The following is a 16,507-nucleotide window of genomic DNA, read 5'->3' as shown; positions in this document are numbered from 1 at the left end:
ATCCATTGATTCTTTACTCGTTTTTTCTATTGTTAATACTGTCTAATGATTTGTCCCCTAAAAACTTCTTCAATTGAAAGGTCTGATCCATCACCAATAGCCAATTGAACAATCTTTGATAGTGAATTTTCTTCTGCCATCGAGTGAACATATAAAAAGCTGTTTTCCTGATTATTTACTACTTCTACTTCCACAAATGATTTAAGCTTAAAAGAATCGATGGCTAAATTGACTAATTCCTTTATTAGATCAAGATTTGAAGGATCTATATTTTTAAATTTTTTACTGTACTGACTAATAAATTCTTCAAAGTTCATGGATGTTTAATTCTCCTTGTAGAAATCTAATTTCTAATAATAATAAAAATCATATAAAGGATATAAACAATCGCTAAGACACTACCTTCTCTTTTGCCAATTCGAAATCCTGTTCTTGAGAAAATTAGTAGAATCACAGTTAGTATAATCATTAAAGTGACATCAAAAAAGATTTTAGAATCAACAGGAAGTGGAGAAACCGTTGAAGCAGCACCCAGTACAAATAAAATATTAAAGATATTACTACCCACAATGTTACCTAAGGCGATATCACTTGCTTTTTTAAGTGCTGCCGTTATGGAAGTAATTAATTCCGGTAAGGATGTCCCAACTGCAACAATGGTCAAACCTACTAATGTTTCACTCATTCCAAAAGCAAATGCAATTTCGGTAGCATTGTTAACGACAAGATCTCCACCAAATATAATGGCGGCTAATCCCCCTATGGTAAATAATATGTTTTTTCCCCAAACTCCCTTTGGTTTGGCCTCATCCTTAGTTTCTTTAGCTCTGCTTTTTCTTGCAACCTCGAAAATGTAGTATAAAAAGATAGCAAAAAACAATAACAATATTAACCCGTCGCTTCTGGTAATAAGATTATCACTTACGAATTGAAGTGAAATATCACTTATTAATATCAGCAAGGCAACACTTGCTAATAAGGTAAAGGGAATTTCCTTTCTAATAGTTTCATTCTCAACCACTAGCGGATTAATTAGTGCTGTTATTCCAACAACAAAGGTAATATTAAAAATATTACTACCCACAACATTTCCGATTGCGACACCAGCATTTTGTTCGATAGCTGCCACAATACTTACGGTGGCTTCAGGAGAACTTGTTCCAAATGCAACAATGGTCAGCCCAATTAAAAGGGGAGATACGTTTAGTGATCTTGCGATAGCAGAAGAGCCCTCTACAAAATAATCAGCTCCTTTTATGAGCAAAGCAAAGCCGATAAGTAAAAAAACATAAGTCAATCTGCTCAACCTCCTTCTAAAAGAATTGGATTTATGTATTAATCTTACTTAAGTTCTTATATAACCTCTATTACTTTTAGTAAAATCAACCATTCATATACATTAGTGTATCATAGTGTTCCTTAAAATTATAAATTTTCAATGTCTAACATAAAAGTAAGGAAGTTTGTTTCTCAAGAGGATGTTTTTAATAACAGCACAATAATAACCTGGAGTGAAAATCAACGGTTCAATTTGATTTGAATTAAAAAAAGACCGTTCATTAACAGTCTAATTTATTTCCTTATAAGGTTGAATTTAATCCAGTTAAATACTTGCCGATTAACAATTGAGACTCCAAAAATGATTAACAGTCCTCCAATAACTGAGGTAATAGCGATATGTTCTTTTAATAAAATCACAGCAGCAATTAATGTTATTAGTGGTTCTACATACATCAATACGGAAACCTGGGTAGCTTCTAACGCCTCTAAGGCTTTCCCCCAGTACCAGTAGGCAATTGCTGATACGAATATACCGAGAAAAAGTAGGTGCGTCCAATCAGAGAGTGCTATGTCAAAAAGGTTGTTCCAGTTCTTTGTTCGATAGGTGATAGGTATGGTTAAGAAAAAACCAATGAGACTAGTCCAAAAGGTAATTGTTAATGCAGAGTAAGGTAATATGAATTTCTTTATTAGGATCGAATAGACCGCCCAGTTAAATGTACTGAAAATCATTAACAAGTATCCTACATTCGGAGACAGCGAAAGAAGTCCACTCCCTTGTGTCGTTACTAGTATGACTCCTAATACGGCAATACTCATTCCTAATAGCTTGGCCAATGTGAATCGTTCAGCTAAAAACATTACAGACAGAATCGCTGTAAATACAGGTGAAAAAGAAATCAACCATCCAGCAGCTGAAGCGTCAATGTAAAGAAGAGAGGAAGCTTGTACAATTTGATGGACAAAAACACCCAAGATGGCCAGTATGAAAAGGAATGGGATGTGTGTGGCCCTAACTAAAAAATTAACCCTAAGGATTATAAGTAGAAACAATAGAAAGATTGCGGCAATTCCAAATCTCACCGATATAATTGTGTAGGGATCAAGAACATCTAATAAAGCCTTGGTCGATACAAACGAGATTCCCCAAAAGGATATGGAAAGAAAAGCATAAAAACTAGAAATTATGGCTAACCGATTTTCCATCTAAAACACATCCAATAACTCAATATATAGCTTGCTTATCCTTCTGTTATTTGATTATATGTACTAGCTTGCTAGTTATTACTAGATGCTTTATTAGATAGATGTTTTTGTACTAGTGTAGTTGAAAACCTTCAGTATAAAAAATAAAAAAATCCATAAATGTATTTACATTCCATATTTGGTGATGTATGATTAGATTAATAAATTGAATGGAAAGAGAGGGATGTTTTATGAAAAAGCCAATTGTTAATACTCTAACTAATTTTATATCACAGCCCTCTGTATCTTTTTAACGTTTTCTTCTACTTAAACGGGAAAAGTACCATGGGCTGTGTATCTAGCTCATGGTATTTTTTTGTCTATTGTATAAAAGACCGTGAGTACGGTCTTTTTTTCATGGGAAAAATTAAAACATTCCGTAGGAGGAAACAACATTGAATTTAGAAACATTAGGTTGGAATAACGAATTACAATCTTCATTTGAACAGATGAATCAAAAGAATTGGATTGCTGGAAGGGTTATATTAGAACATAAGCGAATGTACCGAGTGGTGACTGAAGAAGGGGAATTATTAGCCGAAATAACAGGGAAGATGAGATTCCAAGCAGACGGACGAGAAGACTTTCCGGCTGTTGGAGATTGGGTATTGGTCACACCAAGGCAATCTGAAGGAAGAGCAAGCATTCATGAAATTCTTCCACGATTCAGCAAATTTTCTCGGAAGGTAGCGGGTCTAACAACGGAAGAGCAGATTGTCGCAACTAATATAAATACGATTTTCTTAGTTAATGCATTAAATCAGGATTTTAATCTTAGGCGTTTAGAAAGATATTTGCTTCTGACATGGGAGAGCGGTGCGAACCCTGTTATTGTATTAACCAAATCAGATCTAGCTGAGAATATTGAAGAAACGCTTGATCAAATTGAAGCCATTGCATTTGGAGTACCTGTTCATGTAACGAGTGCTAAGAATAACGAAGGATTAGAACACTTAAAGACCTATTTAGAAGAGGGCCAAACTGTTGCTTTACTAGGTTCTTCTGGTGCAGGGAAATCAACATTAACCAATTATTTACTCGGTGAAGAAAAACAACTTGTTCAGGATATAAGAGATGAGGATGGTAGAGGTCGTCACACAACCACTCATCGAGAATTAGTACATCTGCCAACAGGTGGAATGATTATTGATACTCCGGGAATGAGAGAGCTTCAGCTTTGGGAGGCAGATGGAGCCATGAATCAAAGCTTCTCAGATGTAGAAGACCTCGCAGAACTATGCTATTTCCGTGATTGTGAGCACCAAAATGAACCAAAATGTGCAGTTCGTGAAGCTATTCAATCTGGTAGGCTTGAGGAAGACCGATTACAAAGTTATATAAAGCTTCAACGAGAGCTTGCCTATTTAGAACGTAAAAATGATAAAAAGGCTCAAATGGCTGAAAAAGAAAAATGGAAGAAAATCGCTGGTGATCGTACAAGAGTACATCGTCGCTAAATAAAGAGAGCGTGAACCTTAAATGGTTTACGCTCTCTTGCTATTTTTAAGAGTGAAATCTAGAACGATACTGTTTAGTTAATCCATTTCCAATCAACGTAAAGGTGATAATCGCAAAACTAATTGCTAAGGTTGCAAAAAATGGAATCCAGATTGGGCCCCTCAAATCACTTAGGATATTCCCTAAAAAGTTAGGCCACATAAGAGAGGTATTTTGGAACTCCCAGCTTCCATCTTCTAACTGGACATGAACATGAGCAATAAAGAACTGGAAGAAACCAAGCTGTGCTAATATAACAAAATTCCTTGCTAAATCTAAGGAGAAGCTAACAATCAAGTTTGGATAAAGCTGTGGTAATAAGTATCTTTTAATTAATGCAAGTGGTTTAGTTCCTAGAGATTTAGCTGCTACCATATATTCTTGCTTATATACATGTCTAATTTCTTCAACTAATGAAGTCGACACTTTATTTAGTTCAACTAAAGCTATAATTAATACGACCAAATATGGCCTGAATTCCGAAAATAAGATAGGCGGTAATGTCATCAAAATGATGATTGTAACGATAGAAGGTACATATGTAAATAGTCGGTTACTTATAGCTAAAAGTGTATGTGACCCTCCAATTTTATGAAAGGCAAGAAACGAAAAAGGTACCCCAACTACAAATCGAATGGTACTAATTAAAAGTACATAAATTAAGGTTTCCCTTGTACCAAGAATAATCATACTGAACAAATCTCTTCCCCAATGGTCAGTCCCGAAAATATTTCCTTCAGACGGGGGAAATGGTGGCATTACAGGCTTTTTGTCTTCGTTTAAGATATAAAGAATTCGTTCTAGTTTCGTATCAACAAAGGGGAATAGTTCAGGAAATAAGGCAATACTCACTAAAATAAAGAGAAAAACAAGCCCAATCATTAACGAGACATTTTTATAGAACTTAGTCAAGGTGATGCACCTCGCTTTTTGGAAGAACTATTTGCTTAAATAGATCTAATAATAGTTTTGAGATAAAAATAAGTGAAATAAACGGTATAGCATATGCGATTGCTTTTAGATCATCATAACTACTGATTGCTTTAATAAATTGATACCCAAGACCGTCATAAGCAGAGAGTAATTCTATAATGGGTAAACTTGAGATTAAGTATAGATAGGCAATAAAGGTATGCCCTAGGATAGATGGCCAGCTATTCCAAAGAATATGGAGGTTTACAATCTTGTCATTATGAACACCTTTTGAACGGGCCGTATTAATGTAATCCTTTTGGATTTCATTTGTTAACGTTGATAATATGATCTTTGTCAAATAATAAATCGGATAGATTGCAAGAATGCTAGAAGGAAGAATGAAATGGAACCAACGATCATTTCCATATAGATCAAACGAAATTCCAGTACTTTTACTGATCATTAAAAATAAATATTGAACTAAAATAAAAATAAAAAAATCAGGTAGAGAGAATAATAGTGAAAGAGGGTTGGATTTTAATTCTAACTGATTGGATATACGTTTTCTCATTATTAGCAAGCTTATTGAGTAACTAATTAAAATGGTTAATAGAAAGGCTGGGATAATCAGCTGTAAGCTCCGTTTTGTATACCTTTCAGTAAGCTCATAATAAGAAATTCCTTCTGGTGCTTGGCCGAAACCATTATGTTCGTTAATATATTCGTAAAAAGTTATAATTTTATTTTTATAATCACTCAACGTAAAGTTATACTCAAATTCTATATGAAACCTTGATACATGAATGTATTGTGGTTCTCTGGGCAGTAGAATCAATAAAGTGATAAGTATGGTTATAAAAAGATAAAGAATAAGTAAAAAGGTAGTGTTTTTGATGAGCTGCATCGTAACCTCCATAATTTTCATAACATTTTGTCAAAATAATATAGATTATTATAACACGGTTTACAATAATTGGGAAAAGATTATTTGATTCAAAATTATGTGCGGATTGGGTACGACATGCTTTGACGCCTTATGTAGAACATGGTCGATAAAATGTGAATTTCATTTGAAAAAATTTACTAGTTTATTCGGTATAATAATAGAAAAGGTATTTAATAAAACTAATTTTTAATAGATAAATTAGAACTTCAAAAGGAGGGGCAACAACATGAGGGTTATAAGGGGAAAAGTTGTAAAGGGTGTTAACGAACGATCACAGTGGATGAAGGAACTAGAGAGCGACTACTCTTCTAAGACAGGTATAAAGCTCTTTCCTGTTACTATACAGATTCAACTAATGGAACCTGCTTCAGACGGGTTTCCTCCATATTTAAGATGCGATAGAGTGAGGCAAGTTAACCATTCAAATACTTGTTTTGTGAATGGAATTAAGGTGTTCTATTTAGAGGCAAGTGAAAATAAGTCACCTCTTAAAGACAAGAGCCAATCAATCATCGAAATCGTAACAGATCGAGATTTGATCGAATCGTTAGAATTGGGATATGGTGATGAGGTAGTGGTTGAAATACCTATCTTAAAGGATGTATTGCTTCATTAGATAAGAATTAACTATATCAGTTCTATTTTTTCTGCTAGAAGAATACAGTTTAGTAGAGAAAAAGTAGAGGTGATAGAGTTGGTTCTAATTAGAAATAAAAAAGTAGAGAGACTAACTAGCCATCTTCAGTTTTTTTTTACTAAAGGTGGAGGAGTATATACAATGATTTATTCACCTTTTTCTGATGAAGAGTATCCCTACCATTTAGTTAGTTTAGTAAATCATGAGTTGTTAGAGAGCTACGATGATCTTCCCACTCTAGAGCAAATACAAGAGGAAATTGGTGAATTTGATTGTATCCATACTGATGAAGTAACCGTAGAAGAAAATAAATAATGTAAATCTTTTATAAAGAATTTGCCTATACAAGCACCATTTCTCCTACATCCCTATACATTGTTAGGGATGTTAATAAAGGAGGAATAATTACCTATGTTTTATCACATTAAAGAACTTCAATATGATGCAAAACCATCATGTCCAGATCCGATATATGCAAAGAAGCTTCAAGAAATTCTCGGGGGACAGTATGGTGAAATTTCTGTTATGATGCAATACTTATTTCAAGGTTTCAACGGTCGTGCTGATGCAAAATATCGTGATCTATTATTAGATATTGGTGCAGAGGAAATGGCGCATGTTGAAATGCTTGCAACGATGATTGCACGTCTTTTAGATGGGGCTCCGTTAGAGGATCAACAAGCTGCTTATAATAATAATCCAGCAGTGGCTGCAATTATGGGCGGAATGAACCCACAACATGCTATTGTCTCTGGATTAGGTGCAATGCCAGTTGATAGTGTTGGGAATAGATGGACTGCTGCATATATTGGTGCAAGTGGAAATCTTTTAGCTGATTTTAGAGCAAACTTGACATCTGAATCTCAAGGGCGTCTTCAAGCTGTAAGATTATATGAGATAGCTGAGGATCCTGGTGTAAAGGATATGCTTTCTTTCCTAATTGCTCGTGATACTGCGCACCAAAATATATGGAAGGCAGCGATTGCTGAGCTTGAAGCACGTGAAGGTGATATTGTTGTCCCAACAACCTTCCCGCGTGAGCTTGAAAAGCAAGCTGTATCCTATGACTTTTACAATCTATCACGCGGAGAAGCAAGCAGTAAAGGTAGATTTGCCCAAGGACCAGCTCCTGATGGTCGTGGCGTGTTTAATTATGTATCACAACCAGTTCCTTTTGGACCAAAGGCTAGTTTAACCCCTGCGCCACTTTATGTTCATGATACTTTACCGCATCCACTTCCGCCAAACCTTATGTAAGTAAATGAAAGGCTGCAGCTCATTGTTGCAGTCTTTTTTTAGTGATAAAATAAAAGAATGATAGTCATCTATTTTCTAGAAAGCCGTGATCCAGTGAAAAAATTACTCCCATTTTTTGAAACACTTTTAATTGCATGTATTGGTGGTCTACTGTTTACTTTTCTACAGCTACCTTTAGCCTGGATGCTCGGTTCCCTGCTGGCTGTAGTTATTTGGAAGCTCTTGCTTAAGCGGGAGATAAAAAGTCTACCAGTAACTAGAAATGGTGCTTTAGTAGTCATTGGTTACATGCTTGGGATTGCATTTACATATGATACGCTTTTACAAATGTTAAAAATGTTACCTGCAATGCTGACAACAACCATCTTATTGATTGGTTTTTCTCTCTTAGTCTCTATATTTATTTCAAGATTTATTGGAATCAACTTTAAGACTGCTTTTATCGGAATGATGCCTGGAGGATTTTCACAAATGGTGTTATTAGGCGAAGAAATTGATGATGTGGATGTCACAAGTGTTACTCTTTTTCAGTTAATACGTCTTCTTTCAGTAATCTACCTAGTACCAGCCATTGTTCGAATTGATTGGTTTAGTGGACCACTTACCACTCTAAACACTGTGGAATCTTCAATAAAAACGAGTACTGTAATGGAAATAACACTCTTTATAGCTGTAACAGGACTATCATCGCTCCTTGCCGTGAAAGGGAGACTTCCTACACCTTACTTAGTAGGTCCTATTATTGGTTGTGCTGTTTTAGTCGTTTTTGGTTTAACTCCATTTCCAATTCCAGAGTTATTACTTATTGCTGCTCAAATCTTCCTAGGAATTCATATTGGAAAAATGGTTGATCCTAATAAGTTGAAAAACTGGAAACGGTTTGGTACAGGAGCTATTATATCCTGTTTAATCTTACTCCTTTCTACCGTGTTAATTGCAGGCTTATTACAGTGGGTGTATCCAATCTCACTTGGCACAGCCTTTTTAAGTACCGCTCCAGGTGGCATAGCCGAAATGGGACTAACTGCAAAAGCGATTGGAGCAGATTTATCAATTGTAACTGGTTTCCAGCTATTTCGTATCTTCTTTATTCTATTTTTAGTTCCGCCTTTAGTGGCATGGGTCTTTCGAAAACAACATACACTTGGAAAATAATTGACACCTTACCATTAAAGTCAACTGCCGTTTTTTCTGAAAACATGCTAGTATGATAACGGCAGGAGGGGACTAATCATGATTATTGACTTCATACAAGCTAAGTCAAAAAAAGAAAATACAAGGTCTATGTTAGAAGAACAGGCCATTCAACTACTGATAATAAAGACGGAGATTACATTCTGGATTCATATGCTTTCTTATTTAACCCATTCATTGGGTTATGCAATCCAACATGAAAAAAACAAGCGGGAACTAAAGCTCCTTCAAAAGGAATATCATGTTCTCCAAGATCTTACAGAAAAGATGCTTGTCTTTAATGGATTTAATGAGAATGAATCCACAGAAGAAGGCATTCAATTCTATTTAACATATGAAGAAATGATTATCCTAGAAGGACAATTAGAGTTGTTCAGGGATATTTGTGAACATAAACAAGATAGGGAGTATATGGAGATTACAGAAAAGTACCTGCAAACATTTTATCAAGTGCTTGAAGGTCAAGCAGAGATTGTTGATGGAATGACAAATCTTATGATCAAGCTTGCATTAGATAAACAATAAGCTTTTTGAATTGACAGATATTTTCATATACGATAAATTTAATATATAAAATTAAATAGCAAAATATTTTACTTATCAAGAGTGGGGGAGGAACTTGGTCCTAAGAACCCACGGCAACCATTTATTAATATTTAATAAAACGGTGCCAAATCCAACAGACTTTTGGTCTGGCAGATAAGAAAGAGTATAGTTTAATATGTACACAAACCTCTTTCTATATATCGAAAGGGGTTTTTTTATTTTATTACTATAAATAAAGAAGTGCTAGGGGGAGAATAGTTGGAAAACAGAGGAAATACCGATACAAATTTTGAGGATATACTCCAACAAGCAAGAAAACTTGCAGCTATTTTTGATAACAGAGCTGGTCAAATGGATGAGGGGGACTGCCTTCTTGCTAATCTTGAGGATTTAAAAAAAGAAAACTTTTTGGCGCTCACAGTACCTCAAAAATATGGAGGTACTGGTTTAAATCTATATCAATTCCTTCAAATTCAAGAAATATTAGCCCAAGGTGATGGAGCAACTGCCTTATCAATTGGTTGGCATTTAGGTTGCATTCTAGAAAATGCAGAAAGTCATTCTTGGAATGAATTAATGTTTGAAAAGCTTTGTCGACTAATCGTACAGTCTAAGGCATTATTCAATGTTGCGGCTACTGAAAGGGCGACAGGAAGTCCTTCTAGGGGAGGACTGCCTACTACTACTGCAACTAAAGACGGTAATCAGTGGGTTATTAACGGGGAGAAAGCTTTTACTTCAATGGCAATTGCACTTGATTATTCCATTGTAACTGCTCAAATCGAGCAAACCGGACAGCGTGGAATGTTTCTAATTGATCACCGGTTAGAAGGTGTCTCAATCGAAGAAACTTGGGATAGTATTTCCATGAAGGGTACAAAAAGTGATGATTTAATTTTAAGTAATGTTCGAATTGAGGAAGATTCACTTATAAGTCAGGAGGGTGGTACCAACCTGCCAAAAGGTTGGTATCTGCAGATTCCTACCGTATACTTAGGTATTGCAACAGCGGCAAGAGATTATGCTGTTTCATTTGCAAGAGAGTATCAACCCAATACATTACCTGGTCCTATTGCTGAAGTGCCTGAGGTCCAACGAAAGGTTGGCGAAATGGAGTTGGAGTTATTTAAGGCAAGAGAACTGATTTATTCGGTTGCGCTAAAATGGGTTAATGATCCCGAGGGTAGGGCGTCATTAGCTCATGAACTGGCTGCTGTTAAACATATTGCTACCAATAGCGCTAATTCTATAGTTGATTTAGCAATGAGGATTGTGGGAGCTAGAAGCTTGTCAGAAAAGAATCCATTACAACGATATTTTCGAGATGTTCGTGCAGGTTTACACAATCCACCTGCAGACGATGCAATTGTTTATATGCTGGGGAAAAGAAGGATATCAATTGAAAAATAGATCGTAAATAAAAAAATCAGGAGAGAGCTCTCCTGATTTTTGTTTATTGCATTCCAGTTTTAACTGCTGATGCCACTTGCACGGTACGTTTTGCTTGGTGTTTAACCGCATCTTCAACATTTTCAACCATCTTACCTTCTTGGTTAATGGTAACTGATGTTCCATAAGGGTTTCCACCAGCAGCAAAGAGTGATGGGTCTGTATAACCTGGTGCGGCAATAATAGCACCCCAGTGGTACATAGATGTGTAAATGGAAAGAATAGTTGCTTCTTGACCGCCATGTGGGTTAGCTGCAGATGTCATTGCACTTACCACCTTATTAGCAAGTTTGCCATTAAACCATAATCCACCTGTTGTATCAATGAATGATTTAAATTGTGATGCTACATTACCATATCTTGTTGGAACACTGAAAATGAAAGCATCTGCCCACTCTAAGTCATCTAATGTGACAGCTGGAACGTCTTTGGTTGCATCTACATGTCCTCTCCATGCTGGATTTGTATCAATTGCAGTGTCAGGGGCTGTTTCGGGTATTCTTAACAGCTTTACTTCCGCTCCAGTTTCTTTTGCGGCAGCTTCAGCCCATTGTGCTAATTGGTAATTGGTACCTGTTGAGCTATAATAGATTATTGCTAGTTTTACGTTTGTCATGATTCAACCTCTTTCTATAATTTATTACATAAATAACATTACCTTTCAAATTTAGTTTTAAACATACTCTAACTAGATTCATGTTAACTAATGAAAACTGGAGGATTTATAGTTCCTCTGTACTGAATAGAAAAAAGTGTATGGCTGCATACACTTTTTAGGTTTACTATATGGATGATTGTCGATCCCGGAGCGGAGAAGAGCAAATCATTATACACGAAAAACATTTAAAGATTTTCCTTTTATTTAGTCATCCAATCTGGCTTATTAAATCCTTTAAATTCCTCGTCTATTACTTTTTTGAATTCATCGGATTCAATGATTTCCTTTATATCCTTAACGAACTGAGCCTCTAAATCCTCTGTTCGTACAACAACTCGATTTTGAATATCAGGCGGCAGTTTATCTAATACGAGTGCAGTTGTTAAATCGATACCCGCTGAAATTGCAAAGTTTCCATTCACAGCTGCGAGATCAACAGAGTCTAATGACCGTGGGAGTTGTGCAGCTTCAATTTCATTGAATTTTAGGTTTTTTGGGTTTTCTTTAATATCCTTTACTGTTGCCTTTAATGGGTTTATAGATTCATCAAAAGTTATAATTCCATTTTCATGAAGGACGGTTAATCCTCTTGCAAGGTTAGTGGGGTCATTGGCTATAGCGACGGTACTCCCATCCTCAATTTCTTCTATGGAATTATATTTATTAGAATAAATACCAATAGGAGCTGTGGGGACGGTAATGACCTCAGATAAGTCAAGGTCATGCTCACTTGCAAATGCCTCTAAATATACCTTGTGTTGGAATAAGTTTGCATCTAAGGAGCCGCTGCTTAAAGATAGATTGGGCTGAACATAATCATTAAATTCTTTGATCTCAACCTTATATCCTTTTTCTTCTAGAAAGGGTTTGACACCCTTCTCTAGCATATCGCTATAAGGAACTGTTGCTCCTAATACAAGTTCTTTCTTTTCACCTGTTGATGAGCTTTCTGCTCCACCACAAGCTGTTAATAATACGAGAAATAATGAAGACAGTAATAGTATAATATGTTTTTTCATTAAAGCACCTCATATATTTTATTTTTTAAACCGTTTTACGATTATGCTACCTTTGTGAAGATGTATCTGATACTTTTGAATCTATTTACTTGCTGTATAGACCTGTCGATATTTACTGGCAGGATGATCTTCTGTTAATAAGCTACTCCCATGGTCAAAAAGCTTTTCCCTCAATGAGCCACTCTTGTATTCAGTCTTGTAAATCCCTCGTTCTTGTAAAATCGGGACTACTAAATCAATAAACTCTTTTAAATCTCCTGGTGTTACTAGGTGATTAAGGTTAAAGCCATCAACACCTGATTGTTCAAATAGGTGTTGGATTTGATTGGCTACTTCCACAGGATTACCAATGATAAAGTTTTCGCGATCCAATTTTTCAATTCGACCGAGTGCTTCCTTGACCTTTAACTGCTTAGAGGCATCCTTTGTCATTGAGGCAGCTTTATAATGGCCATGCTCTGTCTTTTTAAATTCAAATGGATTATTATAATCTTTCTCTGTGTACTCAGATAAATCGTAACCGCTGGCACCACCAAATTGTGCTTTAGCAGAATCTGGACTCCAATACCGTGAGTATTCTTCGAACTTTAGCTCTGCTTCTTCTGTTGTAGGAGCAACAATCACACTTAAAAACGTGAATATTTTTATATGTTCAGGGTTCCGACCATATTTCTTAGCAAGCTCTCTAATTGTATTGGAGTAGTATTTAACACGTTCAGGAGTAGGTCCACCTATAAATACACATTCGGCATGCTTAGCAGCGAATTCACGGCCTCGTTCGGAAGTTCCTGCCTGATAGATGACTGGCGTACGTTGTAAGGAAGGTTCACTTAAGTGCGGTCCTTCCACACTGAAATACTTACCAGAATGATTGATTTCATGAACTTTTGACGGATCTATTAACCTTTCTGATTCCAAATCTTCAATAATTGCATCATCTTCCCAACTTGCTTCCCAAAGCTTATAGGATACTTCTAAAAACTCATCAGCAATTTCATATCTTTCATCATGTTTAATCATTTCTTCCAAGCTGAAGTTTCGAGCAGCATTTGGAAGATACGAAGTGACAACATTCCAAGCAATCCGGCCCTTCGTTAAATGGTCTAAAGTAGAGAAACGTCTTGCGTTACCAAAGGGTTGTTCATATGTAGTACTAACTGTGATTGCGAAAGATAGATTATTGGTAACGCTAGCCATGGCTGGGATAATCAGAGCACCGTCATTAACTGGAAATTGGAGTCCGTCTCGAATGGAAGGCTCTTTGCTTTTCTTATACGTATCATATACACCTAATACATCTGCGAAAAAAACTGCATCAAATTTACCTCTTTCTAAGAGTTTTGCATATTCTAGCCAGTAGTCTAAATTCTTATAGTGACGGTGTCTCTTACTTTCTGGATGCTTCCAAAACCCGTGAGAATTGTGCATTGCACTAGTCATTTCAAATGCATTTAAAATTATTTGCTTGGTCAATGTGATCGCCATCCTTTATTAAAATATTTTTTGACAAACAAAAAACCTCTTCTTTTGAAAGAAAAGAAGAGGTTAGTAAAAAGCATAAATATACAGATCTCTTCTTATCTCTCAAGCGAATGCTTGCTGGAATTGGCACAGTACTAGAAAAAGTCTGCTGCCGAGGTATCAAAGGGCCAGTCCCTCCACCTCTCTGGATAAGAAAAACGATTATGAAGTTGTAAGTTTATAACTGTAATCCCAAATCTACATGGGTTAGAAATTTTTGTCAATCCTTTATTTTGAAAATTTATAATTTTATTACTGAAGGATTTATTAAGCATTTTAAATAAAATGAAAAGTGAATTAAAAACTGTTTGACAAATTTGCACATCAGACTTATGATAAAAAACAGTTTCACATAATTTCATAATAAACTTATCAAGAGTGACTGAGGGTCAGGCCCAATGACGTCCGGCAACCTCCTAATTGGAAAGGTGCCACTTCCTGCAGAATGTTTTACATTCTGAGAGATAAGTCGTATATATTTGACGATCTTATCTCTTTCAATGGAAAGAGATTTTTTTATTTTATGCTGTTGTAAGAAAGTGAGTACTGATGAAGAAGTTTTGAGCAAGCTTCTTCGAGAAAGGCTTTGGGCTAGCTTATTAGGTTAACAATCTACGAAGTTTTATTTAATTAGAGGTAAGGGGGTAAACAAAATTGATTGAAATAAAGAACCTGTCAAAGGTATATAAAACTTCAAAAGGAAAAGTAATTGGAGTTGATGATGTTACTTTAACAATTAGTAAAGGAGAGATCTTTGGGATTGTTGGTTATAGTGGTGCAGGAAAAAGCTCGTTAATACGATGTCTAAATCTATTAGAAAAGCCTTCAGCAGGAGAGGTCCATATCGATGGGGTTTCTTTAACTAGTCTAAATAATCAACATTTACGTAAGGCTAGACTAAAAATCGGAATGATATTCCAGCACTTTCATTTAGTCTCCTCTAAAACAGTTTTCGAAAATGTCGCGTTTGCTCTTAAGGCAGCCAATAAGTCAAAATCAGAAATTACCCATAGAGTAACCGAATTACTTGAAATGGTAGGGTTATCTGAAAAGAGCAATGTGTATCCGGCTCAATTGAGTGGAGGGCAGAAGCAAAGGGTAGGGATTGCAAGGGCTTTGGCAAATGACCCGACTGTCCTATTATGTGATGAAGCAACATCAGCATTAGATCCTAGTACAACTAAATCAATTCTGAAATTATTGAAAAGGATTAATAGGGAGCTAGGAATTACGATTGTGCTGATTACTCATGAGATGGAAGTAGTCAAAGATATTTGCGATCGAATGGCTGTCATGCAGGATGGAAAAATAATTGAAATTGGCCGGACCTATGATGTCTTTGCCGATCCGAAGGAAGATTTAACTAAACAGTTTATTAACACGGTCTTACAATTCGATCTACCAGACCATATTATCTCATCTAGTAAAGGAACGATTATAAAAATTCAGTTTAAGGGATCGATTGCAGAGGAGTCAGTTGTTTCAGATGTATTTAAGAAATTTGAAGTGAATGGAAATATCCTCCATGGAAAAATTGAATACATAAAAGAAGTTCCACTTGGAATTTTCATTATGGAACTAACAGGTGACTCGAAGGAAATAGAACGTTCCATTCTATATATTACAGAAAAAACACAAAGCGTGGAGGTGATTCACCTTGCTTAATCATTTGATTGAACTTCTTCCAGATCTAAATAAGGCGTTCTTTGAAACGATTTATATGGTCTCAATATCTATGACTGTAGCAATTATTGTGGGTTTACCATTAGGTATTTTATTATTTGTAACTGACAAGGGCTTGTTTTTGGAAAATATACCTTTAAAATCAACGCTTGGTTTTATTGTAAATATTGTACGTTCTATTCCTTTTATCATCTTACTTGTCGCCCTGTTACCTTTTACCGATTTAATAACCGGAACAACGATAGGACCTACAGCAGCATCTGTTTCATTATCGGTTGCAGCAATTCCGTTTTTTGCTAGAATTGTAGAAACTTCCTTACGTGAGATAAATAAAGGCGTTATAGAAGCTGCTGTTTCGGTAGGTGCCTCGCCTTGGATGATTATAAAAGACGTGCTAATTCCTGAAGCGAAACCTTCTATTGTTCAAGGAACAACGATTACCATTATTAGTTTAGTAGCCTATTCCGCGATGGCAGGGATTGTCGGAGGTGGTGGCGTAGGGGATTTAGCCATTCGATTTGGATACTACCGATATGATAATGTCGTGATGATTACAACAGTAGTGGTCTTAATTTGCTTAGTGCAGATTGTTCAATTTGCCGGAGATAAAGTAGCTAGAGTTGTAGACAAAAGATAATAAGAAGTATGTTGTTTAATAA

17 protein-coding genes and 3 riboswitches are annotated in these 16,507 nt (G+C 35.8%); of the genes, 9 read left to right on the top strand and 8 right to left on the bottom strand.

What is annotated here, in order from left to right; genetic code table 11:
- Positions 1-32: 32 nt before the first annotated feature.
- The 3 genes from M1D60_RS13260 to M1D60_RS13250 all read right to left on the bottom strand — a co-directional run bounded on the left by M1D60_RS13260 (position 33) and on the right by M1D60_RS13250 (position 2,487).
- The gene (locus M1D60_RS13260) at positions 33-317 is read right to left on the bottom strand and encodes a DUF6407 family protein (protein ID WP_456275345.1); all 285 of its coding nucleotides are present in this window, start codon (positions 315-317) and stop codon (positions 33-35) included.
- A gap of 26 nt (positions 318-343) precedes the next feature.
- Positions 344-1,297, bottom strand: a complete 954-nt coding sequence (locus M1D60_RS13255) for a calcium/sodium antiporter (RefSeq protein WP_456275344.1) — start codon at positions 1,295-1,297, stop codon at positions 344-346.
- Between the two features lie 275 nt (positions 1,298-1,572).
- The gene (locus M1D60_RS13250; RefSeq protein WP_456275343.1) at positions 1,573-2,487 is read right to left on the bottom strand and encodes a DMT family transporter; all 915 of its coding nucleotides are present in this window, start codon (positions 2,485-2,487) and stop codon (positions 1,573-1,575) included.
- Between the two features lie 434 nt (positions 2,488-2,921).
- Between M1D60_RS13250 and rsgA the strand changes: the two genes are divergently transcribed.
- Complete coding sequence (gene rsgA / locus M1D60_RS13245) at positions 2,922-3,983, top strand: ribosome small subunit-dependent GTPase A (protein WP_456275342.1); 1,062 nt, start codon at positions 2,922-2,924, stop codon at positions 3,981-3,983.
- A 46-nt stretch (positions 3,984-4,029) separates the two neighbouring features.
- Here rsgA and M1D60_RS13240 read toward each other — a convergent pair whose 3' ends face one another.
- Together M1D60_RS13240 and M1D60_RS13235 are read right to left on the bottom strand one after the other, a co-directional pair.
- On the bottom strand, positions 4,030-4,935 hold the full coding sequence (locus M1D60_RS13240) for an ABC transporter permease (protein ID WP_456275341.1): 906 nt from the start codon (positions 4,933-4,935) through the stop codon (positions 4,030-4,032).
- A complete protein-coding gene (locus tag M1D60_RS13235) occupies positions 4,928-5,842 on the bottom strand; it encodes an ABC transporter permease subunit (RefSeq protein WP_456275340.1) in 915 nt (304 codons plus the stop codon). The genes M1D60_RS13240 and M1D60_RS13235 overlap by 8 nt, the downstream gene beginning before the upstream one ends.
- Positions 5,843-6,110: 268 nt before the next feature.
- Here M1D60_RS13235 and M1D60_RS13230 point away from each other — a divergent pair, with 268 nt between their 5' ends.
- The 6 genes from M1D60_RS13230 (at position 6,111) to M1D60_RS13205 (ending at position 10,928) form a co-directional block, all read left to right on the top strand.
- Positions 6,111-6,500, top strand: a complete 390-nt coding sequence (locus M1D60_RS13230; RefSeq protein WP_456275339.1) for a hypothetical protein — start codon at positions 6,111-6,113, stop codon at positions 6,498-6,500.
- A gap of 162 nt (positions 6,501-6,662) precedes the next feature.
- Entirely contained in the window at positions 6,663-6,836 is a 174-nt protein-coding gene (locus M1D60_RS13225) for a hypothetical protein (RefSeq protein WP_456275338.1), read from the top strand.
- Between the two features lie 96 nt (positions 6,837-6,932).
- Positions 6,933-7,778, top strand: a complete 846-nt coding sequence (locus M1D60_RS13220) for a manganese catalase family protein (RefSeq protein ID WP_456275337.1) — start codon at positions 6,933-6,935, stop codon at positions 7,776-7,778.
- A gap of 93 nt (positions 7,779-7,871) precedes the next feature.
- Complete coding sequence (locus M1D60_RS13215; RefSeq protein ID WP_456275336.1) at positions 7,872-8,933, top strand: AbrB family transcriptional regulator; 1,062 nt, start codon at positions 7,872-7,874, stop codon at positions 8,931-8,933.
- A gap of 78 nt (positions 8,934-9,011) precedes the next feature.
- Positions 9,012-9,497: a hypothetical protein gene (locus M1D60_RS13210; protein WP_456275335.1), complete on the top strand. Its 486-nt coding sequence runs from the start codon at positions 9,012-9,014 to the stop codon at positions 9,495-9,497.
- Between the two features lie 69 nt (positions 9,498-9,566).
- Positions 9,567-9,678: riboswitch (SAM riboswitch) on the top strand.
- 98 nt (positions 9,679-9,776) lie between these two features.
- Entirely contained in the window at positions 9,777-10,928 is a 1,152-nt protein-coding gene (locus M1D60_RS13205; protein ID WP_456275334.1) for an acyl-CoA dehydrogenase family protein, read from the top strand.
- 43 nt (positions 10,929-10,971) lie between these two features.
- Here M1D60_RS13205 and wrbA read toward each other — a convergent pair whose 3' ends face one another.
- The 3 genes from wrbA to M1D60_RS13190 form a co-directional block, all read right to left on the bottom strand.
- Positions 10,972-11,583, bottom strand: a complete 612-nt coding sequence (gene wrbA / locus M1D60_RS13200; protein ID WP_456275333.1) for an NAD(P)H:quinone oxidoreductase — start codon at positions 11,581-11,583, stop codon at positions 10,972-10,974.
- Between the two features lie 242 nt (positions 11,584-11,825).
- Entirely contained in the window at positions 11,826-12,644 is an 819-nt protein-coding gene (locus tag M1D60_RS13195; protein WP_456275332.1) for a MetQ/NlpA family ABC transporter substrate-binding protein, read from the bottom strand.
- A gap of 81 nt (positions 12,645-12,725) precedes the next feature.
- Positions 12,726-14,117: an LLM class flavin-dependent oxidoreductase gene (locus M1D60_RS13190; RefSeq protein WP_456275331.1), complete on the bottom strand. Its 1,392-nt coding sequence runs from the start codon at positions 14,115-14,117 to the stop codon at positions 12,726-12,728.
- 101 nt (positions 14,118-14,218) lie between these two features.
- Positions 14,219-14,321: riboswitch (SAM riboswitch) on the bottom strand.
- Between the two features lie 210 nt (positions 14,322-14,531).
- A riboswitch (SAM riboswitch) is annotated at positions 14,532-14,636 on the top strand.
- A 183-nt stretch (positions 14,637-14,819) separates the two neighbouring features.
- Here M1D60_RS13190 and M1D60_RS13185 point away from each other — a divergent pair.
- Positions 14,820-15,830, top strand: a complete 1,011-nt coding sequence (locus M1D60_RS13185) for a methionine ABC transporter ATP-binding protein (RefSeq protein WP_456275330.1) — start codon at positions 14,820-14,822, stop codon at positions 15,828-15,830.
- A gap of 55 nt (positions 15,831-15,885) precedes the next feature.
- Positions 15,886-16,485, top strand: coding sequence for a methionine ABC transporter permease (locus tag M1D60_RS13180; RefSeq protein WP_456279444.1), 600 nt, complete (start codon positions 15,886-15,888; stop codon positions 16,483-16,485).
- Positions 16,486-16,507 lie beyond the last annotated feature (22 nt).

The sequence above is a fragment of the Bacillus sp. AK128 genome (assembly GCF_053903075.1).
The sequence above is the reverse complement of the archived record's forward strand: the minus strand, read 5'-3'. Positions and strand labels throughout refer to the sequence as shown.